Genomic DNA, 23059 nt, shown 5'->3' on the forward strand with positions numbered 1-23059 from the left:
AGGACGGGGGTGCGCGAGGCGGGACTCGAACCCGCACGCCCGTGGGCACCAGAACCTAAATCTGGCGCGTCTGCCAGTTCCGCCACTCGCGCGCGACGCCCACTGTAGACACGCACGCGAGCACGGGTGCGTCCGCCTACGATGCCCGCGTGCGTGTCGCCCCGTCGGTCTCGGTCGTCATCCCCGTGCGCAACGGGGCCGACCTGCTGCCCGAGCAGCTCGACGCCCTCGCCGCGCAGACGACACGGGACTTCGAGGTCGTCCTCTCGGACAACGGCAGCACCGACGACACGGTCGACGTCGCGCTCGCCCGTGCCGACGAGCTGCGCCTGCGGGTCGTCGACTCCTCCCAGCGCCCCGGCGTCTCGCACGCCCGCAACGTCGGCATCCGGAACGCCGCCGCGAGCAAGGTCCTCATCTGCGACGCCGACGACGTCGTCGACCCGGGGTGGGTGGCCGCGATGGCGGAGGCTCTCGACCGCGACGACGTGGTCTGCGGCCGCCTCGACATCTCGCGGGTCAACCCGCCCGTCGTCCAGTCCTGGTCGGGCGCTCCGCCCGCGGACTCCCTCCCCTCGACCATGCGGTTCCTGCCGTACGCCTACGGGGGCAACCTGGGCCTGCGGCGCACCGTCATCGACGTCGTCGGCGAGTTCGACCCGGAGTTCGTGGGGGGCCACGAGGAGGTCGACTTCGGGTGGCGGGTGCAGCAGGCGGGGCTGACGATCGGGTTCGTCCCCGACGCCGTCATCCACTATCGGCTGCGGCCCTCCCTGCGGGGCACGATGCGCCAGCGCTTCTGGTACGGCCGCTCGTACGCCCAGCTGTACCGGCGGTTCCGCGACGACGGGATCCCGCGCACGCCGTGGCGGGACGAGGCCCGCTTCTACGCGCGGCTCGTGCGCAGCCTTCCCCGCGACGCCCGGGCCGGGCGCACGGGCTTCTGGCTCGTCACGGCCGCCTGGACCGCCGGCCGCCTCGCCGGCGACGTGCGCTACCGCGTCAGGTGCCCTCTCTGACCGAGGCGCGGTGCGCCGCGATGAGGGCGTCGTGGACGCCGACGGGCTCCGGCGGCGGCGGCACGTGCGTGCGCCAGTGGTGGACGTACAGCCCGATCGCCACGGCCATGCTCACGCTGGTGAGGGAGAACCCGATGTTGAGCGAGCAGACCAGCCCCGCGAGGATCGCCCCCTCGTACCACCCGTTGCGCGCCTCCCGCGGCACCCGGTGCAGCCCCCAGACGAGGGCGGCGAGTGCGACGAGGAGGATCGCGGCCGCCGGGATGCCGCCCTCGACCTGGAGGGCGCGGTAGCTGTTGTGGAACCACAGGGGCGCCCCGTCGACCTCCGCGTGCGCGGACCCCAGCCCCATGCCGGTCCAGCCGGCATCGCGCACCATCATCTGCTCGACGAGGGCGAGCCGCTGCCGCAGGTGGTCCGAGCCGGCGCGCTCGGCGAAGAAGCCGCCGTCGCGCGCGAGGCCGACGAGCAGCTGGTAGACCGGCCACGCGACCGCCAGCGCGACGAGCGTCGCGATGCGGGACAGGCGAGGCGCCAGCAGCGCCCACGCCGTGGCCGCGGCGAGGGCGAAGAGGCTGGTGCGCGAGACGGTGAGGACGACGGTGCCGAACAGCACCAGCCACAGCGGCCAGAGCCGTTGCCCGCGTTCGCTGCGGGCGGCGAGGAGCACGCACCCGATGGTGACGATGACGAACCCGGCACCGTTGGGGTCGCCGAGGTAGCCCGTGATGCGGCCCTCGTAGCCGCTCGTGTCGCGGGTCAGGACCGCGTGGACGATGCCGACGCCGAGGCCGAGGGTGAGCCCGGCGACCACCGACGGGACGTGGAGGCGCCCCTGTCCCAGCACCCAGGCCAGGCCGAGGAGGATGAGCAGGTTCCCGGTGCGGCGCACCTCGAGGCCCGAGAAGACGGCCGAGGACGCGACGAGCCAGAGCACCACCGCGACGAGGGCGCCGGTGAGGAGCTGCGGCCGGACGGCCGCAGCGACCGGTGGCCGGGACAGCGCGAGGAGGACGAGGAACGCAGCGGCCACCGTGCTGAAGGGGATGCCGCTGACGGTCGGCCGGAGGGGGAGGAGCGCCGAGAGCACGACGACGAGGAGCTGCAGCTGGCCGAGCCCCGCGGCGACCGCCCGAGCCCGGGTGGCGCCTGCGGTGGGCTGTTCGTCGAGCACCCGCTGCACCGTCGACCTCCCGCCGGGGTCGAATCCGTCGTTCGCCACGGGACCCGCTAGATGGTCACCTAGCATAGCCGCGCAGGTCAGGCCGCACCGGAGAAGGGGGAATCCCGTGGACTCCCAGCCGGGTGCCGAGGACCGCCCCCGCCCCCGGGTCTCCGTGGTCGTCGTCGTCAAGGACGGCGAGGCCCACCTCGGCCGCCAGCTGGCCGCGCTCGACGCCCAGGTGGGGTCGCCGTCGTTCGAGGTCGTCGTCGCCGACAACGGCTCTCGCGACGGCACGGCGACCCTGGCGCGGGCGTGGGCTCAGGGGCCGCTGCACGCTCCCGCCGCTGCCGTCGTCCTCGACGCCGGCGCCCGTCCGGGCATCCCCTACGCCCGCAACCTGGGGGTGCTCGCCTCGCGTGGCGAGGTCATCGCCTTCTGCGACGCCGACGACGTCGTGGCCCCGGACTGGGTGGCTGCCCTCGAGCGCGCGGTCACCGGACCGGGACTCGTCGGGGGCCGCAAGGACGCGGTCGGCGAGGACGGCCGGCCCCGGGACGGCGTGACCGTGCGCGGGCTGACCGGCACCGCCTACCTGCCCTTCGCCGCGACCTGCAACCTCGCCGTCACGCGCGACTGCTTCTTCGACCTCGGGGGCTTCGACGAGTCGCTGCCGCCCTACGGCTTCGAGGACGTCGACTTCTGCTGGCGCGCCCAGCTCGCCGGGTACCCGCTCGTGTACGCCGACGACGCCGCCGTGACCTTCACCGTGACCAACAAGCTGCGGGCGGTCCGCAAGGAGTTCCTCCTCGCCAAGGCCCGGATGGCGATCGTGCGGCGCCACCCGCGCTTCGACCCGGCGCCCTACTCGCTGTCGTACTGCGTGCTCGACGTCGTGCGCAGCGCGGCCCTGCTCCCCGTGCGGATGGTGCGCCCGAGGGCCGCGCGCACCCGCGAGGTCCGGTGGTTCGTCGACACGGTCGGCCGCCTCGCCGGCTACTGGCACTACTCGGTGCGCGGCAGGGACGCCCGGCCCGTGCTGCTCACCGCCGACCCCCTGGCGCCGTAGGCGGTCCGGCGGCCGGTCAGCCCAGCAGGGTCCGCAGCACGGGTTCGAGGGCGCGGAAGGCGTTGCCGCGGTGGGAGATCGCGTTCTTCTCCTCGTCCGTGTACTCGGCGAGCGTCCGCGTGTCGCCGGTCGGCACGAAGGCGGGGTCGTAGCCGAAGCCGTTGGTGCCGCGGGGCTCGCGGGCCAGGAACCCCTCGACCCGGCCCTCGACCCCCTCGACGCGGCCGTCGGGCATCGCGACGACCGCGGCGCACACGAAGGCAGCGGCCCGGTGCTCGTCGGGCACGTCGCCGACCTGCTCGAGGAGGAGGGTGAGGTTCGCGCGGTCCCGGTCGGCCCGCGCCGCGCCCTCCCCCGCGACCGAGCCGGACCAGCGCGCGGAGAAGACGCCGGGCGACCCGCCGAGCACCTCGACCGCCAGGCCCGAGTCGTCGGCGACGGCCGGCAGGCCCGTGGCCTCGGCGAGGGCGACGGCCTTGAGCCGCGCGTTGCCGAGGAAGGTCACCTCGGTCTCGGGGACGTCCGGGGCACCCGGCACGTCGTCGGCGCCGACGACCTCGAGCCCGAGCTCGTCGACGAGCCCCGCGAGGATCTGGCGCAGCTCGTGGACCTTGTGCTCGTTGCGGGTCGCGAGGACGAGGCGACGCGTCATCGGGTGCGCTCCCTCGGGGCACCGGCGAGCGCCTCCTGCTGGAGGCGGGTCAGCTCGGCGCACCCGGTCGTGGCCAGGTCGAGGAGGCCGCCGAGGAGGTCGCGGTCGAACGGCTCGCCCTCGGCGGTGCCCTGCACCTCGACGAAGCGTCCGTCGCCGGTCATGACGACGTTCATGTCGGTCTGCGCGGTGGAGTCCTCGGGGTAGTCGAGGTCGAGGACCGGGCGGCCGTCGACGAGCCCGACGCTGACGGCCGCGATCGACCCGGTGAGCGGGGTGGCCGAGGCGGCGATGAGGCCGCGGGCGCGGGCGTCCTCGATCGCGTCGGCGAGCGCGACCCAGGCCCCGGTGATGGCCGCGGTGCGGGTTCCGCCGTCCGCCTGGAGGACGTCGCAGTCGAGGACGATCGTGTTCTCGCCCAGCGCCTTCGTGTCGATGACGGCGCGCAGGCTGCGACCGACGAGCCGGCTGATCTCGTGGGTGCGGCCACCGACCTTGCCGCGGCGCGACTCGCGGTCTGAGCGCGTGTTCGTCGAGCGCGGGAGCATCTCGTACTCGGCGGTGACCCAGCCGGCGCCCTTCCCCTTCAGCCAGCGGGGCACGCCCTCGGTGAAGGAGGCGGCGCACAGGACGCGGGTGCGTCCGAACTCGACGAGGACGCTGCCCTCGGCGTGGTCGAGCCAGTTGCGCGTGATGCGCACCTCGCGGAGCTGGTCGGGGGTACGGCCGTCGTGGCGGGTGGAGTCGGTCACGCGGCCAAGGCTAACCACGGGCGCGACGGCCGCCGCCACCGTCCTCGCCGCGGGACCTGGCCCGAACCGCTCAGTCGTCCGCGACCTCGGGCGGCCACACGACCCGGAACCGCTCGAAGCAGACCTCCAGGTCGTCGGAGAACGGCACCCCGATGCGCTCGCACTCGCGCGCGAAGTAGCGGCGGTGGCCGTCGAGCCACGACGCGAGCGTGCGGTCGTCCTCGCCCTCGTCCCAGGCGAACCGCTCGTCGACGCTGTGGAGCGGCCCGACCCGCAGCTCGGTGGAGCGCAGGACGGCCCGGGGGCGCCCGGAGCCGTCGCAGGCGACCCAGTGCGACCCGGCGCGCGGCAGGGGGTCGCCGTCGTGGGCGTAGGAGGCGACGAGCCCGGCGGTGGCCCGCTTGGGTCCGTCGACGACGAGGGCGATGAGCTCGTCGGCGAGCGCGGTCGAGTCGCCGAACGCCTCGACCGCCGGCTCGTCCTCCGGGGCGAGGTGCGGGTGCGCCGCGCGGTAGGCGGCCCACAGGGCCAGGCCGGCGGCCCGGTCGACGGTGACACCGGCCCCCACCGTGGCGTCGTCACCACCGGGTGACGAAGGCGCCGCGGGCAGGTCGTACGTCGCGCCGGCCCGGGCCAGCTCGACGTCCCCCGGCCACACCGCGGCGGCCTGCTCCCGGCACACCTCGGGGTCGTTCCACGCGGGCAGGTGGGTGAGGACGAGCCGGCGCACTCCCCCCGCTCGCGCGGCCGCGGCGCCCGCCCGCGAGCCGGAGAGGTGGATCCCCTCGACGTGGTCGCGCCCGTCGACGAAGGCGGCGTCCACGAGCGCGAGGTCGGCGCCGGCGAGGAGCGGGTCGAGGGCGGGGCAGTCGTCGGTGTCGCCGGTGAAGGAGAGGACGGCGCCGTCGGCCTCGACCCGGTAGCCGTACGCCTCGACCGGGTGGTTGACGGCGACCGGCGTGACGGTGAACGGGCCGACCGTGAAGGCTTCGCGGTCTCTGACGACGGCGAAGGCGAACTCGCTCTCCATCCCGCCGGGCTCGAGGCCGTGGTACATCGTCGAGAGGCGCTCGGCGGTGCCGGCCGGCCCGTGCACCGGAAGGCGTTGCGGCAGAGGGCCTTCGGGGCGGTAGCGACGCACGACGTAGAGTCCGCACAGGTCGACGCAGTGGTCGGGGTGCAGGTGGCTGAGGACGACCGCGTCGAGCGTGTCGGGCGCCAGGTGGCGCTGCAGAGCACCGAGGGCTCCGCTGCCGAGGTCGAGGAGGAGGTTCCAGGTGCGCCCGTCGGCGTCGGCCTGCACGAGGTAGCAGGACGAGGCCGACTCGGGCCCGGAGAACGAGCCGGAGCACCCGACGACGGTGACCCTCATGCCGGCCCCACCGCGGCGACGGGCACGGGCGCCGTGAACACCGGCCCGAGGCGCGAGCCCACCCCGAGGAACCGCGACGCCAGGCGCCGGAACTCGTCGGGGTCGCCGGTGGTCGTGAAGCCGTGGTCGGGCTCGGGCAGGTCGTCGGGCCGCAGCGCGTCGGCGTCCGCGAGCACCCGGTAGACGTCCTTGGCCGTCTCCTCGGCGGAGGAGACGAGGGTGACGTCGTCGCCCATGACGTACGAGATCACCGCCGTGAGGAGCGGGTAGTGGGTGCAGCCGAGGACGACGGTGTCGACCCCGTGCTCGCGCAGGGGGTCGAGGTACTCGTGGGCGACGCCGACGAGCTCGGGGCCCCCGGTGACCCCGCGCTCGACGAACTCGACGAACCGCGGGCAGGGGGTGCTCGTGACGTCGAGGTGCGGCGCCGCCGCGAAGGCGTCGAGGTAGGCGCCCGACTGGTGGGTGCCGACGGTGGAGATGACGCCGACCCGACCGGTGCGGGTGGCCGCGGCGGCGCGCCGGACGGCCGGGCGGATGACCTCGACGACGGGGACGTCGTAGCGCTCGCGGGCGTCGTGGAGGACGGCCGCGCTCGCGGTGTTGCACGCGATGACGAGCACCTTGACCCCGTGGTCGACGAGCCGGTCGAGGCACTCGATGGCGAACTGGCGGGTCTGCGCGATCGGCCGTGGGCCGTAGGGGGCGCGGGCGGTGTCACCGAAGTAGGCCACCGACTCGTGCGGCAGCTGGTCGAGGATCGCGCGCATCACGGTGAGCCCGCCGTAGCCGGAGTCGAACACCCCGATCGGTTGGTCAGCCACCCCTGAAGGTTATGGGGAGCCGCCGACGGTTCGTCCGCCGACCGGCCGTCGCGCGCGTCACAGGCGGACGGCGGCGGGTCCGGGGCGCCCCGTCAGGGCGCCGCGTCGCGCGCGCCCTCGACGTCGTCCGGCTCGAGGGCGGCGAGGGCGACGAGCTCGGCGAAGTCCGCGTTCTGCCGCCGCACCTCGTCGAAGGAGCCCTGGGCGCGCACGACGCCGCCGTCGAGGTAGACGAGCCGGTCGGCGTGGCGGACCGTGGAGAGCCGGTGGGCCACGACGACGACGGTGATGTCGCCCGAGAGCGACCCGATCGTCTCGGTCACCGAGCGCTCGGTCTTGTTGTCGAGGGCCGAGGTGGCCTCGTCGAGGACGAGCAGGCGGGGGCGGCGGTAGAGGGCGCGAGCGATGCCGACGCGCTGGCGCTGCCCGCCGGACAGCCGCACGCCGCGCTCCCCCACCCAGCTGTGCAGGCCCTCGGGCAGCTCGGCGACGACGTGCTCGAGGTTGGCCCGCCGGACGCACTCGAGGACGAGGGCGTCGTCGACGTCCTCCGGCCGCTCCCCGAACGCGATGTTGGCGGCGAGGGAGGCGTCGGCGAGGTAGACGTCCTGGGGCACGACCGCGAGCGTGGACTGCCAGCCGACGAGGTTGTCCATGACGTCGCGCCCTCCGGCCGTGATCCGGCCACGCGTCGGCTCGTGCAGCCCGAGGAGGAGGTCGACGAAGGTGCTCTTGCCGGCCCCGCTCGAGCCGACGACGGCCAGCGAGGTGCCGACGGGGACGGTGAGGTCGACCCCGCGCAGCACGTCGACGTCGGAGCCCGGGTACCGGTACCAGAGGTCCTCGACGCGCAGGTCACCGGCAGGGACGGGTCCCTCGGCGCGAGCCCGCGACCCGAGCTCGCGCTCGGCGGCCTCGAGGTCGCGCAGCTCGTCGATGACGAGGCGCATCGGCTGGTCGGCGACGCGGGTCGTGCCCACCGAGCCGAGGAGGCGGACGAGGCTGGGCAGCAGCCGGCTGCCGGCGGCGACGAAGAGGCCGAGGGTGACGAGGGCGTCCTCCCCACCCGTGGCGAACAGCCCGGCGGCGAGGAGCCCGACGCCGGTGACGAAGATGACGTCGAAGAAGTACTTGGGGAACTCCGACCACACCGCACCGGCCGCCCCCGCGTGCGCCGAGCGGCGGCGCGCGTCGAGGTACCGGTCCGAGAAGGTGCCCGCGGCATCGCGCAGCCTGATCTCCTTGACGGCGTTGAGCGACTGCAGGGCGAGGCGGTAGGCGTCCGTGGCGGCCTCGATGACGCGCGCGCCCGCGGCCCTGAGCCGCCGGCGGGTCAGCCGTTGGAGCAGGTACCCGGCGGTGCCGAAGTAGACGAGGGTGAACAGCGCGGGCCACGGGGCGACGACGACGAGGGCCGCCATGACGAAGACGATGTTCGACAGCTCGACGAGCACCTGGAGGCCGGCGACGACGCCCGTGTACGTCATCGCGATGCCGTCGTTGACGGTCCGCAGCAGCTCGGCCGGCGTGCGCCGGAGGTGGAACGCGTAGGGGGCGGACAGGTAGCGGCGCAGGACCGACGCCGACGTCACCGCCTGCTGGTCGGCGAGGAAGTGCACCTGCCAGCGCCGGAAGAGGAACGCCAGGACCGACTTCGTGACGAAGACGGCGATGACGAAGCCGCACACCAAGAGGACGAGGGACCGCTGGCCGGTGACCCCCGTGACCCGGCTGACCGTGCCCAGCGCGCCCTCGTCGACCGGGACCCCCGCGACGACCTGGAACAGGGGCAGGGTGGCGAGGACGCCGATGGTGTCGAGGAGGGAGAGCCCGACCGAACCCGCGGCGGCGAGCGCCAGCCGCCGCCGGGTGGACGGCGAGAACAGGGCTCCGAGCCCCGGGGGCACACCTCGCACCTCGTGTCCTCCGATGTCGCCGGTCGCCGCCTCGCGATGCTAACAAGGGTTCGGGCCCGCCGGGGGGTGCTCCGGGGACACCCGCCGAGCGTCCACGGGCGCGCCCCGCCGGGTGCGAGGATGACGCCCATGACCACCCGGAGGGGGCTGAGCGTCGTGGTGCCGCACTACGGCGCGGCGGAGCCGACCCTCGCGGCGGTCGAGCAGCTGCGCGGTCAGCGGACCGCGCTCGAGGTCCAGGTCGTCGTCGTCGACGACGCCTCACCCGTCCCCTTCCCGCCGACCGAGGGGGTCGAGGTCGTCCGGCGGCCGGCCAACGGGGGGTTCGGGGCGGCGGTCAACAGCGGGGTAGAGCGCGCCCGCCACGACCTGCTCCTCGTCCTCAACAGCGACGTCTCGGTCGGGGAGGGCTTCGTCGACGACCTCGTCGCGGCGGCCGAGCCGTGGCTCCCCGCCGTCGTGGGCCCCCTCCTCCTCGATGCCGACGGCACCCCGTCGTGGAGCGGGCGGCACTTCCCCACGGCGTCGCACCAGGTGGTCGAGTGGCTGACGCCGCTCGCGCGGTTCCGCCACCACCGGGTGCTCCACGAGGCCGTCGGGCACGACACCCGGGCGGTTCCCGGCGCCGTGGTCCCCGTCGACTGGGTCGTCGGGGCGGCGATGCTCCTGCCGACCGAGGCGTTCCGGGCGGCCGGCGGGTTCGACGAGGGCTACTTCATGAACGCCGAGGAGGTCGACCTCCAGCGCCGCCTGCGCGACCTCGGCGTCCCCGCGGTGTTCGCCGGGACGGTGTCGCTCACCCACGTCGGCGGCGGCTCCTCCGACCCCGAGCTGCGCCGCCGCTGGCTCGTGCGGTCCCGGCTGCGCTACGCCGAGGTCTGGGGAGGGCGCCGCCGCCTCGTCGCCGGGCTCGCCGCCGCGACCGCGGTCAACGCCGTCGCCAACGGGGCACGGCGGCTGGCCGGGCGCGACGTCGCCCCGCTGCGCACGGCGCGCCACGAGCTCGGCCTCCTGCGCGGGGCCGACCGGGAGCGGGAGCGGTGACGCCGCGCCGCGTCCTCCTCGTCGGGCCCGTCTTCCACGGCTACACGACCTCGGTCGCCGACGCCCTGCGCCGGGCCGGGCACCGGGTCGACGTCCACCACTACGACGCGCACGACGGGGCCGTCGACCGGCTGCGGACCAAGCTCGGCACCGAGCTGCCCCGCCTCGTCGGACTGCGCGGCGAGGAGCGCCGAGCCGTGCGCCGCCGCACCGCCGACGCCCTGGACGCGTTGCGCGCCACCCGGCCCGACGTCGTCCTCGCCATCAAGGCCGACGTCCTCGACGCCGCCTTCTGGGAGGAGGCCCGGCGTGCCGGCGCCCTGACCCACCTGTGGCTCTACGACGAGCTGCGCCGCATGCGGCTCGACCCCGACGTCCTCGCCGCGGTCGACGTCCTCACCTCGTACTCGGCCCTCGACACCGCCGACCTCGTGGCACGGGGGCTCCCGGCGACCCACGTGGCCAACGGCTTCGACGCCGGTGTTCCCGTGCGCACGCGCCCCTCCGACGACGTCCTCTTCGTCGGGGCGCGCTACCCCAACCGCGAGGCCTTCCTCGTCGCCCTCCACGACCGCGGGCTGCCGGTGCGGGCCGTGGGACGTGACTGGTCGCGCCACCCCGTCGACCGGCTGCGCACCTGGGACGTGCGACGACCCGCTCTGCCGGCTGCGCGCGACGTCGACCGCGCCGAGGGCTACGGCCTCATGGCCGGTGCCGCGGCCAACCTCAACGTCCACCACGACCAGGACGGCTTCACGATGCGCACCTTCGAGATCCCCGGCGTGGGGGGCCTCCAGCTCGTCGACCGCCCCGACGTCGCGACCCTGTACGAGCCGGAGGAGGAGGTGCTCGTCTTCGCCTCCGTCGACGAGGCCGCCGAGCTCGCCTCCCGCGCCCTCGGCGACCGGGCCTGGGCGCGCCGCATCGGGGAGGCGGGTCGCCGCCGCACGCTCGCCGAGCACACGACCGACCACCGGGTCCGCGACCTGGAGGCGCTGTGGACGGCCTGACCCACCCCCGCGACCTCGAGGCCTGGCACCGGTGGCAGCGCGCCCAGCAGCCGCTGGCCCGCCGGGTCAGGGGGACCCTCGACGTCCTGCGCGAGATCGCCCGGCCCGACGGCCGGGCCGGGGAGGTGGTCGTGACGCGGGGCGGTCCGCGGTGCCGCGTCCTCGTCCTCGTCGAGGCCCGGACGCCGTCCCAGGCCGCCGCCCTCCTCGCCCCGCTGCTCCACCTCCCCCTCGACGACGTCGTGGTCGTCTCGACCTCCCCCGTGCGCGACCTGCTCCCGGCATGGCTGTGGCAGGAGTCGCGCTCGCTGGCCCACGAGGTCGTGCCGACCCTGGCGCGCGAGGGCGCCGTGGTCCTGTCGACGGGGCCCTACCTCCGCCTCGGCCGCCTCGCGAGGGGCGCGGTCGAGGCCCCCGAGCGGTTCGTCAGCGTCCAGCACGGGCTGCTGACCCCCCATGCCCCGCCGCTCGCCGAGGGCACGACCCTCCTGGCGTGGAGCGACGCCGACGCCGACTTCTGGCGCTCGGGCCGCACCGACGTGACGTCCCACGTCGTGGGGTCGCAGCTGCTCTGGGACGCCGGGGCGCCACCGTCGGCAGCCGTCGACCCCGGTGCCGCGCCCGTCTTCCTCGGCCAGCTGCACGGGGTCGAGCTCCCTCCCGGTGTCCTCGCCCGCGCCGCGGAGGGCTTCTGCCGCGACCACGGCGCGCGGTACCGGCCGCACCCCGCCGAGACCGACCGCCGCTCCCGGGCCACCCACGCGCGCTGGGAGACCGAGGGGATCGTCGTCGACCGGTCCGCGACCCTGCTGCGCGAGCTCGGGGCGCCGGTCGTCGGGGTCTTCTCCACCGGACTGCTCGAGGCCGCCGCCGCGGGGCTACCCGCGTGGGTCCACTGCCCCGACGCCCCGCCGTGGCTCGAGGCGTTCTGGGAGCGGTACCGGCTCGCCCCCTGGGGCGGGGCGCCGACGCCCTCCCCCGAACGGACCGGAAGTGAACCGAGCCTGCAGGTCGCGCGGGTCGTGCGGGGGATGATGAGGGCGTGAGGATCCTGTGCGTCGTCCCCGCGCGGGGCGGGTCCAAGGGCGTCCCCCGCAAGAACCTGCGGCCGGTCGCGGGCAAGCCGCTGCTCGCATGGACCGTCGAGCAGGCCCTCGCCGCGCAGCCCGCGATGGACGTCGTCGTGTCCACCGAGGACGCCGAGATCGCCGCCGTGGCCCTCGCCCACGGCGCCGACGTCCCCGTCCTCCGGCCCGCGGAGCTGGCGCTCGACGAGACGCCGACCGAGCCGGTCGTCCGCCACGCCCTCGCCGTCGCCCGGGAGTCGGGCCCCGACCCGGACGCGGTCGTCCTCCTCCAGGCGACCTCGCCCGTGCGCCTGCCCGGCTCGCTCACGAGGGCGCTCGAGCAGTTCCTGACGACGGGCGTCGACTCGCTCGTCGGTGTCGTCCCGCAGAGCCCCTTCACGTGGACCGACGGGACCGAGCCCAGCGCGGCGTACGACGTCACCGCCCGCCCGCGCCGGCAGGACTTCGCCCCGGAGGACCTGCGCTACCGCGAGACCGGGTCGCTGTACGTCACGAGGCCGTGGGTCTACGACGACCTCGACAACCGCATCGGCGGCAGGGTCGGCCTGTTCGTCATGGACGAGGTCGAGGGGGTCGACATCGACACCGAGCACGACCTCGACGTCGCCGACGCCATCCTCCGCCGCCTCCTCGCCGATGCCCCGGCCGGGAGGCCGACATGATCATCGAGCGGTCCATCCGGCCCTTCGTCGTCTACGGCGAGGACCCCGTCCTCACGGCACTGGAGAAGATCACCGCCAACCGGGCGCGGATCGTGTTCTGCGTCAGCGAGCACGGGCTGCTCCTCGGGTCCCTGACCGACGGCGACGTCCGCCGCTGGATCGCCGCGCGCCCCGACGTCGACCTCTCGCGGCCGAGCGCCGAGGCGATGAACACCGACTTCGTGTCGGCGCCGCTCGCGGCCGCGCCGTCGGAGATCCGACGGCTCTTCGCCGGGGCCGTCGACCACGTGCCCCTCGTCGACGACCGGGGCCGGCTGGCGGCCGTCGCCGTCAACCGCAACGACGCCTTCCGGGTCGGACGGCGCGAGGTCGGGACGGGCCACGCCACCTTCGTCATCGCCGAGATCGGCAACAACCACAACGGGTCGGTCGAGCTGGCCAAGGAGCTCGTCGACCTCGCCAGGGCCGCCGGCGCCGACGCCGTGAAGTTCCAGCTCCGCGACATGGACGCCCTCTACCGGGGCGACGCCGCGGGCGGCGGCGAGGACCTCGGGCCGCAGTACACCCTCGACCTCCTCGCCCGGTTCAACCTCCCGGCGCCACGGCTGCTCGAGGTGTTCGAGCACGCGCGCGAGGTCGGTGTCGACGCCCTCTGCACGCCGTGGGACCTCCCGAGCGTCGACGTCCTCGTCGAGCACGGCGTCCCCGCCCTGAAGATCGCGTCGGCCGACCTCACGAACCACACGCTGCTGCGTCATGCCGGGGCGTCCGGCACGCCGCTCATCGTCTCCACGGGCATGTCGACGGAGACCGAGATCCGCGAGAGCGTCGAGGTCCTCCGGTCGACCGGCACCGCGTACGCGCTCCTGCACGCGCAGTCGACGTACCCGGCCCCCTTCAAGGACGTCAACCTGCGCTACCTCACCCGCCTCGCCGAGCTCGGCGACTGCCCGGTCGGGTACTCCGGCCACGAGCGCGGCTACCACGTCCCGCTCGCCGCCGTCGCGCTCGGAGCCACGATCATCGAGAAGCACTTCACCGTCGACCGCTCGATGGAGGGCAACGACCACAAGGTCTCGCTGCTCCCCGACGAGTTCCGCGCGATGGTCGACCGGATCCGCGACCTCGAGGAGTCCCTGGGCAGCGCCGAGCCCCGCGTCGTCTCCACCGGCGAGATGATGAACCGGGTCAACCTCGCCAAGAGCCTCGTGGCAGCCCGCGACATCGCCCCCGGCGAGGTCATCTCCCGCGACGCCGTCGAGGTCAAGAGCCCGGGGCGCGGGCTGCAGCCCAACGACCTCGAGCGGCTCGTCGGCCGCACCGCCAGCCGGGGCCTGTCGGCGGGCGACTTCTTCTTCCGCACCGACCTCGTCGACGCGGCGCCGAAGGCCCGCGTCTACCGCTTCCGTCGGCCCTGGGGCGTGCCGGTGCGCTACCACGACTGGCAGCGGCTCGTCGCCGACACCCGGCCCGACTTCCTCGAGTTCCACTTCTCCTACAAGGACCTCGACCTCGACCCCGAGCCGTGGTTCGCCACGCTCCCGCCCCACTGCACCGACGCCGACGGCGTCCTCGGCATGGCCTTCACGACCCACCTGCCCGACCTGTTCGCCGGCGACTTCATCGTCGACCTCGCCTCCCTCGACGACGAGGTGTGGGAGCGCTCGGTCCACGAGCTGCAGCGCACCATCGACGTCACCCGCTCGCTGACCCGCTGGTTCACCCTGGAGGACGACCCCGTCGTCGTCGCGACGATGGGCGGGTTCACCTCCGACCGGCACCTCGACCCCTCCGAGCGCCCGCGCCGCTACGAGCGGGTGGCGGCGGCCGTCGACCGGGTCGACCGCAGCGGGGTCCGGCTCACCGCGCAGACGCTGCCGCCGTACCCGTGGCTCATCGGCGGACAGCACTTCCACAACCTCTTCCTCGACCCGGTCGACACCGCGGAGTTCTCGCTCGCGACCGGTGTCCCTCTCACCCTCGACACCTCGCACACCAAGCTCGCGACGAACTTCCTCGGCCGCTCGTTCGCCGAGGCCGTCGAGCTGCTCGCGCCGCTGACCATCCACCTCCACCTCGTCGACGCGATGGGCGTGGACGGCGAGGGGCCCCAGGTCGGCGAGGGCGAGATCGACTGGCCGGTGCTCGCCGAGCAGCTCGACCGGCTCGCTCCGGGGCTGTCCTTCATCCCGGAGATCTGGCAGGGCCACGTCAACGACGGCGAGGGGTTCTGGGTCGCCCTCGAGCGCCTCGAGGAGTGGTTCTGACCTCCCTCCCCCTGCCTCCCACCGCCCTGTGGGTCGTCCCCGTCGGGGCCCTGGCGGGCGTGGGCCGGCACGTCGTCGACGTCGCCTCCGTCGGCGTCCCGGGATACCGGGTCGTCGTGCTCTGCCCGCCGGGACCGCTGGCCGAGCGGCTGCGGTCGGTCGGTGCGGCCGTCGTCACGGCCCCGGTCGGACCCGAGTTCGGGGTCCGCGAGTCGGTGGCCGCGGTCCGGCACGCCGTCGGGACGCTGCGCCCGGCCGTGACGCACTCGCACCTGTCCTGGGCCGACGTCGTCAGCGCCGTCGCGACCGTCGGGCGGCCGACCGCCCTCGTGACGACGGAGCACGGCATCGCCGACGACGACCTCGTCTACCACGGGAGCCGGGGGCGCGCGCGGCTGAAGGCGGTCGCGCACGCCGTGCGCCTGAGGCGGGCCGACGCCATCATCGCCGTGGCCGACGCGACGGCCCGGACGGTGGTGGCGAAGTGGCACCCGTCGCCGTCGACGCCGGTGCGCGTCATCCGCAACGGCGTCGACCGCCTTCCCGAACGGCCCTCTCGCACACCGGGACTGCACGTCTGCTCGATCGCCCGCCTGGCGCCGGAGAAGCGCATCGACCACCTGCTGCGCGCCTTCGCCCTGCTGCGGGCGGACCACCCGCAGGCCCGGCTCACCGTCGCCGGCACGGGGCCGGAGGCCGTCGCGCTGGGCGACCTCGCCGACGATCTCGGGATCGCCGACGCCACCGACTTCGCCGGTCACGTCGACCCCGCCCCGCTCCTCGCCGGCGCCGACGTCCTCGTGCAGCTCTCGGTGTGGGAGAACTGCTCCTACTCGCTCCTCGACGCCCTCGTCCACCAGTTGGGGGCGGTCGCCACGCCGGTCGGCGGGAACCCCGAGATCCTTCCCGCGTCGGCCCTCGTCGCCCACGACGACCACGCGGAGGTCGCCCGCCTCGTCGCCGAGCAGGGCGAGCACCCCTCGCGGCGACCCACGCTGCCCGCCGGCTGGCCCACCCGCGCCGACATGTGCACCGCGATCGGCGAGGTCTACGACGGCCTGGGGGTGCGCGGGTGACCTCGGTCGTGCTCGCCGCGAACAACGGTGACGTCGGCGGCGGCGAGGTCATGCTCCGCGCCACCGCCGGCCTCCTGGCGGACCTCGGCGTGCACGTCGAGGTCGTCGGGCCCTCCGTACCGGGCGGCGTCCTCGACCTCGTCGAGGCCGACGGCCACCCCGTCCACCGCCTCGCCGCGGACCGGCGGCGCTACGCCGGCGAGCTGCGCGCCTGGCACGCGGGGCGCCCCGAGGTGCTCTGGTGCCACGGTCTCGTCCCGGCCCTGGCGACGGCCGGCCGGTCGCGCCGCGTCGTCCACCTCCACCAGCTGCCCACCGGCTCCGCGCAGCGCGCCGCGCTCGTCACCGCCCGGGCCCGCTCCTCCCTCGTCCTCGTCCCGTCCGACTGGATGGCGGCGCGGGTCCCCGCCGCGCGGGTGCTGCCCAACTGGACCGCCGACCCCGGCTTCGCCCGTCGCACCCCGGGCCGCCAGCGGCGCCTGGGGTACCTCGGGCGCCACTCCGTCGACAAGGGGCTCGTCGTCCTCGCCCGCGCGCTCGCCCGGCCCGGGTCCGACGCCGACGTGCGGCTCGTCCTCGCCGGCGGGCCGCGCTTCGTCGACGACGCGGCCGCCCGGGCCGTCGCCGACGCGCTCGCCCCCCTCGGCGACCGCGTCGAGCGGGTCGGCTGGGTCGAGCCCGCCGCACTCCTCCGCGACGTCGACGGCCTCGTCGTCCCGTCCGTGGCGCCCGAGTCGTTCGGTCTCGCCGCCGCGGAGGCGATGGCGGCCGGCGTGCCCTGCCTCGTCAGCGACGCCGGGGCCCTGCCCGAGGTCGTCGGTGGCGGGCACCCGTGGGTGGTCCCGGCCGGTGACGTCGAGGCGCTCGCCGCGGCCGTCGGCGGGTGGGCGGCCGCACCGGCCGACGACCTCGACGCCCTCGCCCGCACCCAGCGCGTGCGGTGGGAGCGGCACTTCTCGCCCGGCGCGGCACGGGCCCGGGTGGCCGACGTCCTCGCCGCCCTGCAGGCCTAGGACACTCCGGCGGCGCCGCGCGATGACCGGGGCCGACGCCGCGAGGTCTGCGAGGATGCTCGGCAGACGACCCACGGGTGACCGTCGCGACCCCAGCCGACCGGAGGCGGAACCACTTCCATGCCACGCGCACTGATCACCGGCATCACCGGCCAGGACGGCCTCTACCTCTCCGAGCTGCTGCTCGCGAAGGGCTACGAGGTCCACGGCGTCATCCGCGGCCAGAACAACCCGAAGCGCGAGCTGGTCCAGCAGGTGGTGCCCGACGTCGTCCTCCACAACGGCGACCTCACCGACCTCTCCAGCCTGCTGCGCGCCATGGCGGTTGCCGACCCGGACGAGGTCTACAACCTCGGCGCCGTCTCGTTCGTCGCGTACTCGTGGGAGAACGCGCGCGTCACGACCGAGGTCACCGGCAACGGCGTCCTCAACGCCCTCGAGGCCGTGCGCCTGCACTCGGGACGCGACCTGGGGCGCATCCGGTTCTACCAGGCGTCGTCCTCGGAGATGTTCGGCAAGGTCCAGGAGGTGCCGCAGCGCGAGACCACGCTGCTGTGGCCGCGCTCCCCCTACGGCGTGGCCAAGGTCTACGGCCACTACATGACGATCAACTACCGCGAGTCCTACGGGATGCACGCGTCCTCCGGCATCCTGTTCAACCACGAGTCGCCCCGTCGCGGACCGGAGTTCGTCACGCGCAAGGTGTCCATGGGGGTCGCCGCGATCTCCCTCGGGCTCCAGGAGTCGCTGACGATGGGCAACCTCGACGCGCAGCGCGACTGGGGGTTCGCCGGCGACTACGTCGAGGGGATGTGGCGGATGCTCCAGCAGCCCGAGGGCGGCGACTACGTCCTGTCCACGGGCGAGACCCACTCGATCCGCGAGCTGCTCGACGTCGCCTTCGCGCGCGTCGGCATCGACGACTGGTCCGGCCTCGTCGAGCAGGACCCGCGCTTCATGCGACCGGCCGAGGTCGACCTCCTCGTCGGCGACGCGTCCAAGGCCCGCGAGGTGCTCGGCTGGGAGCCGAAGGTCGGCTTCCGCGAGCTCGTCGAGATGATGGTCGACAGCGACGTGGCCCGGCTGCGGGACGGGCTCGCGAGATGAGCGTCGCGCTCGTCACGGGCGCGACGGGGCAGGACGGCAGCTACCTCGTCGAGCGCCTCCTCGGCGAGGGGTGCGAGGTCCACGGGCTGGTGCGTCGGGAGGACCTCCGCGGAACCCGGCCGGACGGCCTGGTCGTCCACGAGCTCGACCTCGGCGCCCCGGCCGACGAGCTCGTCGCCCTCGTCGACCGGGTGTCGCCCGACGAGCTGTACAACCTCGGCGGGGTCAGCTCGGTCGCCCACTCGTGGGCCGACCCGCTGCTGACGACACGGGTCAGCGGTGTGGCCGCCCAGGTGCTGCTCGACGCGGCCCGCCGCGTCCAGGAGCGGCGCGGGCGCGAGGTGCGCGTCCTGCAGCCGAGCAGCGCCGAGATCTTCGGGGAGCCCTCTGCCACACCGCAGAACGAGTCCACGGCCATCCGCCCCGTGTCGCCGTACGGCGCCGCCAAGGCCTTCGCCCACCACGTCGCGGGGATCGAGCGGTCCCGAGGGCTGTTCACGGCGTGCGTGATCCTCTACAACCACGAGTCGCCCCGTCGCCCACCTGCGTTCGTCACGCGCAAGATCACGAGCACCGTCGCGGCGATCGCCGCGGGCACCGCCGACCGACTCGCGCTCGGCAACCTCGAGGCCCGGCGCGACTGGGGGTGGGCCCCGGACTACGTCGACGCGATGGTGCGGGCGCTGCGCCACGACGAGCCGGGCGACTACGTCGTCGCCACGGGCGAGGCCCACACCGTCCGCGACTTCGTCGGCGCGGCCTTCCGCCACGTCGGGATCGAGGACTGGGAACCGCTCGTCGAGGTCGACCCGGCCTTCCTGCGCCCGGCCGACCCGAGCCTGCTCGTCGGGGACGCCTCGCGGGCCCGCACCCTCCTGGGCTGGTCGCCGACGGTCGACTTCGACGGCCTCGTCGCCCGGATGGTCGACGCCGAGGACGGTCGGGCGTGACGGGAACGGGGCGGCCGCGCCTCGCCATCGCCCACGACTACCTCACCCAGCGCGGTGGCGCCGAGCGCGTCGTCCTCGCGATGGCGCGTGCGTTCCCCGAGGCGCGGATCCACACGACGCTGTACGACCCGGACGGCACCTACCCCGAGTTCGCCGCCCACGACATCGTGACGTCGCCGCTCAACCGGATCGGACCCCTGCGGCGCAGGCACCGGCTCGCCCTGCCGTTCCTCGCGCCCACTGCCTCGGCCATGCGTGTCGACGCCGACGTCGTCCTCGTCTCCTCGAGCGGCTGGGCCCACGGGTTCGGGCACGGCGGGCGGTCGCTCGTCTACTGCTACTCGCCCGCCCGCTGGCTGTACCAGACCGAGACCTACCTCGGCGGTCCCGCCCACCGGTCACCACACGGCCTCGCGCTCCTCCTCCTTCGACCGGCCCTGCGCCGGTGGGACCAGCGGGCCGCCCACGGCGCCACGAGGTACCTCGCGATCTCCCGGGCCGTCCGCGAGCGCATCCGGGACACCTACGGCCTCGACGCCGACGTCGTGCCGGCGCCGCACAGCATGGACGCGGCGGCCCCGCGGGAGGCCGTGCCCGAGCTCGCCGACTGGGCCGACGGCGGCTACCACCTCGTCGTCTCGCGCCTGTTGCCGTACAAGAACGTCGACGTCGTCGTCGAGGCCGTGCGCGGTACCGACCACCGGCTCGTCGTCGTGGGCGCGGGCCCCGGGCGCGACGCCCTCCTCGCGACGCGTCCGGACAACGTGCGGCTCGTCTCCGGGCTCAGCGACCCGCAGGTCCGGTGGGTCTACGCGCACAGCCGCACCCTCGTCGCGCCGAGCATCGAGGACTACGGCCTCTCGCCCCTGGAGGCGGCGGTGTTCGGGCGGCCGAGCCTGACCCTGCGGGCCGGCGGCTACCTCGACACGGTCGTCGAGGGGGTCACCGGGCTGCACGTGGACGCCGCCGACCCCGCCCTCGTCCGGGCCGGGCTCGACGAGGTCGAGGCCCACCCGTTCGACCCCGACGCACTGCGCGCGCACGCCGCCAGGTTCGGCGAGGCGGGCTTCGCGGCGCGGCTGCAGGACGAGGTCGACTCCCTCCTGCGCGACGCCTGAGGGCCCGGGACGGGTCCGGACCGGTCTCGGCCGAACGGTTGGTATCAGGGCCGAGTTCTCCGGACCACTCCCGGGGCCGCGGTGCAGGTCTGCATACTGGCACGAGGGGGTCGCCGCAGGGGCGCGCCTCGACCGTCCCATGCTGTGCGAGGTCCCGTGATCATCAACGAGGAGCACACGAGCACCGTCGCCGCCCGCGCGGCGCGGTGGAACCACGTGGCGCCGACCGTCGCCGCGGTCGTGGTCGACCTCCTCGTGATGTCACTCGTCACCTACGGTGCCGCTTTCGGCCGCATGCGCCTGCCGTTCTTCCAGGAGACCGGCGACGTCGACAACCTGCTGCGTGCCGTCGGGGTGCCGCTCGTCGTCGGCTGGGCGCTCGTCCTCCTCGTCACGGGTGCGTACGCGTCGCACGTGCTCGGTGCGGGGACGACGGAGTACAAGCTCGTCCTGCGCGGCACCCTCATCGGCGCGGGTGTCGTCGGGGTCGTCTGCTACCTCGCGAAGTTCCAGTTCTCGCGCGGGTTCTTCTTCCTCCTCATCCTCCTCGGCGTCCCCGCACTGCTCCTCGGGCGCTTCCTCCTGCGGCGCGCGGTGCACGCGGCCCGCCGGAAGGGACGGCTGGCCCACCGGGTCGTCGTCGCGGGGTCCTCCGCCCAGGTCGACGAGGTCGCCCGCGTGCTCGGCCGCGAGAGCTGGCTCGGGTACCAGGTCATCGGCGCGGTCGTGCCGTCCGCGGAGGCGGCCGAGGCGACCCCCGGCGGGGTGCCCGTCCTCGGGTCCACGGCCCGGACGGTCGCGGTCGTCGTCGACTCCGACTGCGACATCGTCCTGTTCGCCGGTGGCGCCGTCGAGTCCGCGCAGCAGATGCGGCGGGCCGCGTGGGAGCTCGCCGACACCCCCGTGCAGATCATGCTCGTGCCCCAGCTGACCGACGTCGCCAACGACCGCGTGCGGGTCCGGCCCGCCGCGGGGCTGCAGCTCATGGAGCTCGAGGGCCCGCGCCACCAGAACGCGAGCAGGATCTCCAAGCGCCTGTTCGACCTCGCCGGCGCCAGCCTGCTGCTCCTCCTCGCGAGCCCGCTGCTCCTCGTCACGGCGATCGCGGTCAAGGTGCACGACGGTGGGCCGGTCATGTTCCGGCAGCAGCGGGTCGGGCGCAACGGCGACCTGTTCGACTGCTTCAAGTTCCGCTCGATGGTCGTCCACGCCGACGCCCTCGTCGCCGCGGTCGCGTCCTCGAACCGCCACGGCGCCGACCACGTCCTGTTCAAGGCCGAGAACGACCCCCGGATCACCGCCCCGGGCCGCCTCATCCGGCGCTTCTCGCTCGACGAGGTGCCGCAGTTCCTCAACGTCCTGCGCGGCGAGATGAGCCTGGTCGGCCCGCGGCCACCGCTGCCCGGTGAGGTCGAGCGCTACAGCGACGACGTCCGCCGCCGCCTCGCCGTGCGCCCCGGGATGACGGGCCTGTGGCAGGTGTCCGGCCGCTCCGACCTGTCGTGGGAGGACTCGGTGCGCCTGGACCTCTACTACGTCGACAACTGGTCGCTCGTCCAGGACCTCGCGATCCTCGCGCGCACGATCGGCGCCGTGCTCTCCAGCCGCGGCGCCTACTGACCGGGCCGGTCCCGGGGAGGGCGGGCTCCTTCCCGCCCTTCACCGCAGGAGCGCGAGGTCCCTGCGGACGTAGCGCAGGTGCGCCCACTCCTCCTCGAGGATGACGCGCACGCAGTCGCCGACGGTGGGGCGCCAGTCGAACCCCCACGGGTCCTTCCGCTCCTCGGCCAGCCGAGCCTCGGTGACCGTGGCGAGGAAGTCGGTGACCATCTGCTGGCGCTCGGCGCGCACCGCGAGGACCTCCTCGTACGGCGGCTGGTCCGCGCGGAACATCGAGGTGTCCACCCCCATCTCGGCCGCGCCGGTGAACAGCTGACCGATCTCGTGGAACGGCTGCTCGACACCCAGGACCGCGCCGCGCAGCCACGTGTCCGTGGCGAGGACGAGGTGGCGCAGGGTCTGGGCGAGCGACCACTCGTCCTCGACGTGGGCGTCGACGAGGTCCGGCGGCGTGTCGGAGACGGTGGTGTGCCAGGCGGCCTGCACGGCGACCCACGCCTCGCGCAGGCCCTCGGGCGTCTGCGCCTTCTGCAGCTCGCGGCCAGGGAACCGCCGGTTCAGCTCGGCGTCCACGAGCGGCACGACGTCGACCCCGTTGACCACGAGGCTGCCCTGGAACAGGTCGTGGCTGTCGATGTCGAGCCCGTCGACGTCGACGCTGCGCATCCGCACGCCGCTGACGTCGGAGAAGCGCAGCGTGGCCCCCTTGAAGCTCACCCGCTGGAAGGTCGCACCCTCGAACTCGTCCGTGCCGGAGTAGGTCGTCATGGCGGCATCATCACAGCGACCGACGACACCCGAGGGCTCAGAGGCCGAGCAGGACCGGCGTGTCCGGCACGTCGCCCCCGAGCAGTGGTGCGAGCGGTGTGGCGAGGTCACGGGGCGAGAACAGGTCCGGTCCGTGGTACCCGGCCACCTCCTCGCGGCGCCACCACCGCATCCCGCTGATGTGCTCGGCGGCGATCGCGTCGCCGGAGAGTGCGCCCCGCGGCTCGAAGTGCCGGGTGCGCACGAGGAAGTAGTCGTTGACGATGCCGTCGTGGCCGTCCGCGTGTCCGGGGGTGGCGACCACCTGGTGCCAGACGTGCGGCGGGTCGGTGTCGAGGACGAGCCCCGTCTCCTCGTGCAGCTCGCGACGCAGTGCCTGCAGCAGGCTCTCACCACGCTCGACCCCGCCCCCTGGTGCGGCCCAGACGACCGCCGGTTCCGACGGTACGACCGGGTGCGGAAACCGGAAACGGCACAGCAGGATGCCGTCGTGCTCGGACAGGATCACGGCACGGACCGAGTACCTGTACCTCGCTGACATGGCCGGATCCTCCATGCCCCCCACTCTGG

At 74.6% G+C, this 23059-nt stretch carries 21 protein-coding genes and 1 tRNA gene; 13 read left to right on the forward strand and 9 right to left on the reverse strand.

What is annotated here, in order from left to right:
- Positions 1-10: 10 nt before the first annotated feature.
- Positions 11-92, reverse strand: a tRNA-Leu gene (locus tag ACK8HX_RS15585).
- Between the two features lie 57 nt (positions 93-149).
- Between ACK8HX_RS15585 and ACK8HX_RS15590 the strand changes: the two genes are divergently transcribed.
- Positions 150-1019: a glycosyltransferase family 2 protein gene (locus ACK8HX_RS15590; RefSeq protein ID WP_411941638.1), complete on the forward strand. Its 870-nt coding sequence runs from the start codon at positions 150-152 to the stop codon at positions 1017-1019.
- On the opposite strand, the gene ACK8HX_RS15595 is transcribed toward ACK8HX_RS15590, so the two are convergent.
- On the reverse strand, positions 1003-2241 hold the full coding sequence (locus tag ACK8HX_RS15595; protein WP_411941639.1) for a hypothetical protein: 1239 nt from the start codon (positions 2239-2241) through the stop codon (positions 1003-1005). The two genes, ACK8HX_RS15590 and ACK8HX_RS15595, sit on opposite strands and share 17 nt — an antisense overlap.
- A 67-nt stretch (positions 2242-2308) precedes the next feature.
- Here ACK8HX_RS15595 and ACK8HX_RS15600 point away from each other — a divergent pair, with 67 nt between their 5' ends.
- Positions 2309-3250 carry a glycosyltransferase family 2 protein gene (locus tag ACK8HX_RS15600; RefSeq protein ID WP_411941640.1) on the forward strand — a complete coding sequence of 314 codons (942 nt, stop codon included), beginning with the start codon at positions 2309-2311 and terminating at the stop codon, positions 3248-3250.
- 16 nt (positions 3251-3266) lie between these two features.
- On the opposite strand, the gene rdgB is transcribed toward ACK8HX_RS15600, so the two are convergent.
- From rdgB to ACK8HX_RS15625, 5 genes are all read right to left on the reverse strand, one after another.
- Complete coding sequence (rdgB, locus tag ACK8HX_RS15605; RefSeq protein ID WP_411941641.1) at positions 3267-3902, reverse strand: RdgB/HAM1 family non-canonical purine NTP pyrophosphatase; 636 nt, start codon at positions 3900-3902, stop codon at positions 3267-3269.
- The gene (gene rph / locus ACK8HX_RS15610) at positions 3899-4654 is read right to left on the reverse strand and encodes a ribonuclease PH (RefSeq protein ID WP_411941642.1); all 756 of its coding nucleotides are present in this window, start codon (positions 4652-4654) and stop codon (positions 3899-3901) included. The genes rdgB and rph overlap by 4 nt, the downstream gene beginning before the upstream one ends.
- A 70-nt stretch (positions 4655-4724) precedes the next feature.
- A complete protein-coding gene (locus tag ACK8HX_RS15615) occupies positions 4725-6026 on the reverse strand; it encodes an MBL fold metallo-hydrolase (protein ID WP_411941643.1) in 1302 nt (433 codons plus the stop codon).
- On the reverse strand, positions 6023-6850 hold the full coding sequence (gene murI, locus ACK8HX_RS15620) for a glutamate racemase (RefSeq protein ID WP_411941644.1): 828 nt from the start codon (positions 6848-6850) through the stop codon (positions 6023-6025). Before murI ends, ACK8HX_RS15615 begins: the two co-directional genes overlap by 4 nt.
- Before the next feature lie 92 nt (positions 6851-6942).
- Positions 6943-8757, reverse strand: coding sequence for an ABC transporter ATP-binding protein (locus ACK8HX_RS15625; protein WP_411941645.1), 1815 nt, complete (start codon positions 8755-8757; stop codon positions 6943-6945).
- 138 nt (positions 8758-8895) lie between these two features.
- On the opposite strand from ACK8HX_RS15625, the gene ACK8HX_RS15630 reads away from it, so the two are divergent.
- The 11 genes from ACK8HX_RS15630 (at position 8896) to ACK8HX_RS15680 (ending at position 21721) form a co-directional block, all read left to right on the forward strand.
- Positions 8896-9810 carry a glycosyltransferase family 2 protein gene (locus tag ACK8HX_RS15630; RefSeq protein WP_411941646.1) on the forward strand — a complete coding sequence of 305 codons (915 nt, stop codon included), beginning with the start codon at positions 8896-8898 and terminating at the stop codon, positions 9808-9810.
- Entirely contained in the window at positions 9807-10820 is a 1014-nt protein-coding gene (locus ACK8HX_RS15635) for a CgeB family protein (RefSeq protein WP_411941647.1), read from the forward strand. Before ACK8HX_RS15630 ends, ACK8HX_RS15635 begins: the two co-directional genes overlap by 4 nt.
- A complete protein-coding gene (locus ACK8HX_RS15640) occupies positions 10808-11866 on the forward strand; it encodes an RNA-binding protein (RefSeq protein WP_411941648.1) in 1059 nt (352 codons plus the stop codon). The genes ACK8HX_RS15635 and ACK8HX_RS15640 overlap by 13 nt, the downstream gene beginning before the upstream one ends.
- Positions 11863-12570: an acylneuraminate cytidylyltransferase family protein gene (locus ACK8HX_RS15645; protein ID WP_411941649.1), complete on the forward strand. Its 708-nt coding sequence runs from the start codon at positions 11863-11865 to the stop codon at positions 12568-12570. Before ACK8HX_RS15640 ends, ACK8HX_RS15645 begins: the two co-directional genes overlap by 4 nt.
- Positions 12567-14837 carry an N-acetylneuraminate synthase family protein gene (locus ACK8HX_RS15650; protein WP_411941650.1) on the forward strand — a complete coding sequence of 757 codons (2271 nt, stop codon included), beginning with the start codon at positions 12567-12569 and terminating at the stop codon, positions 14835-14837. Before ACK8HX_RS15645 ends, ACK8HX_RS15650 begins: the two co-directional genes overlap by 4 nt.
- Positions 14828-15913 (forward strand): glycosyltransferase family 4 protein, encoded by a 1086-nt coding sequence (locus ACK8HX_RS15655; RefSeq protein ID WP_411941651.1) that lies wholly within the window; start codon positions 14828-14830, stop codon positions 15911-15913. Before ACK8HX_RS15650 ends, ACK8HX_RS15655 begins: the two co-directional genes overlap by 10 nt.
- Positions 15910-16926: a glycosyltransferase family 4 protein gene (locus ACK8HX_RS15660; protein WP_411941652.1), complete on the forward strand. Its 1017-nt coding sequence runs from the start codon at positions 15910-15912 to the stop codon at positions 16924-16926. Before ACK8HX_RS15655 ends, ACK8HX_RS15660 begins: the two co-directional genes overlap by 4 nt.
- 120 nt (positions 16927-17046) lie before the next feature.
- Positions 17047-18033, forward strand: a complete 987-nt coding sequence (locus ACK8HX_RS15665) for a GDP-mannose 4,6-dehydratase (protein WP_411941653.1) — start codon at positions 17047-17049, stop codon at positions 18031-18033.
- The gene (locus ACK8HX_RS15670) at positions 18030-18983 is read left to right on the forward strand and encodes a GDP-mannose 4,6-dehydratase (RefSeq protein ID WP_411941654.1); all 954 of its coding nucleotides are present in this window, start codon (positions 18030-18032) and stop codon (positions 18981-18983) included. Before ACK8HX_RS15665 ends, ACK8HX_RS15670 begins: the two co-directional genes overlap by 4 nt.
- Entirely contained in the window at positions 18980-20101 is a 1122-nt protein-coding gene (locus ACK8HX_RS15675) for a glycosyltransferase (protein WP_411941655.1), read from the forward strand. The genes ACK8HX_RS15670 and ACK8HX_RS15675 overlap by 4 nt, the downstream gene beginning before the upstream one ends.
- A gap of 156 nt (positions 20102-20257) precedes the next feature.
- Entirely contained in the window at positions 20258-21721 is a 1464-nt protein-coding gene (locus ACK8HX_RS15680; protein ID WP_411941656.1) for a sugar transferase, read from the forward strand.
- A gap of 39 nt (positions 21722-21760) precedes the next feature.
- On the opposite strand, the gene ACK8HX_RS15685 is transcribed toward ACK8HX_RS15680, so the two are convergent.
- Together ACK8HX_RS15685 and ACK8HX_RS15690 are read right to left on the reverse strand one after the other, a co-directional pair.
- Positions 21761-22489 (reverse strand): DinB family protein, encoded by a 729-nt coding sequence (locus tag ACK8HX_RS15685; protein WP_411941657.1) that lies wholly within the window; start codon positions 22487-22489, stop codon positions 21761-21763.
- A 37-nt stretch (positions 22490-22526) separates the two neighbouring features.
- Positions 22527-23030, reverse strand: coding sequence for an NUDIX domain-containing protein (locus ACK8HX_RS15690; protein ID WP_411941658.1), 504 nt, complete (start codon positions 23028-23030; stop codon positions 22527-22529).
- Positions 23031-23059 lie beyond the last annotated feature (29 nt).

It is taken from the genome of Oryzobacter faecalis (assembly GCF_046764005.1).
Classification (GTDB): domain Bacteria; phylum Actinomycetota; class Actinomycetes; order Actinomycetales; family Dermatophilaceae; genus Oryzobacter; species Oryzobacter faecalis.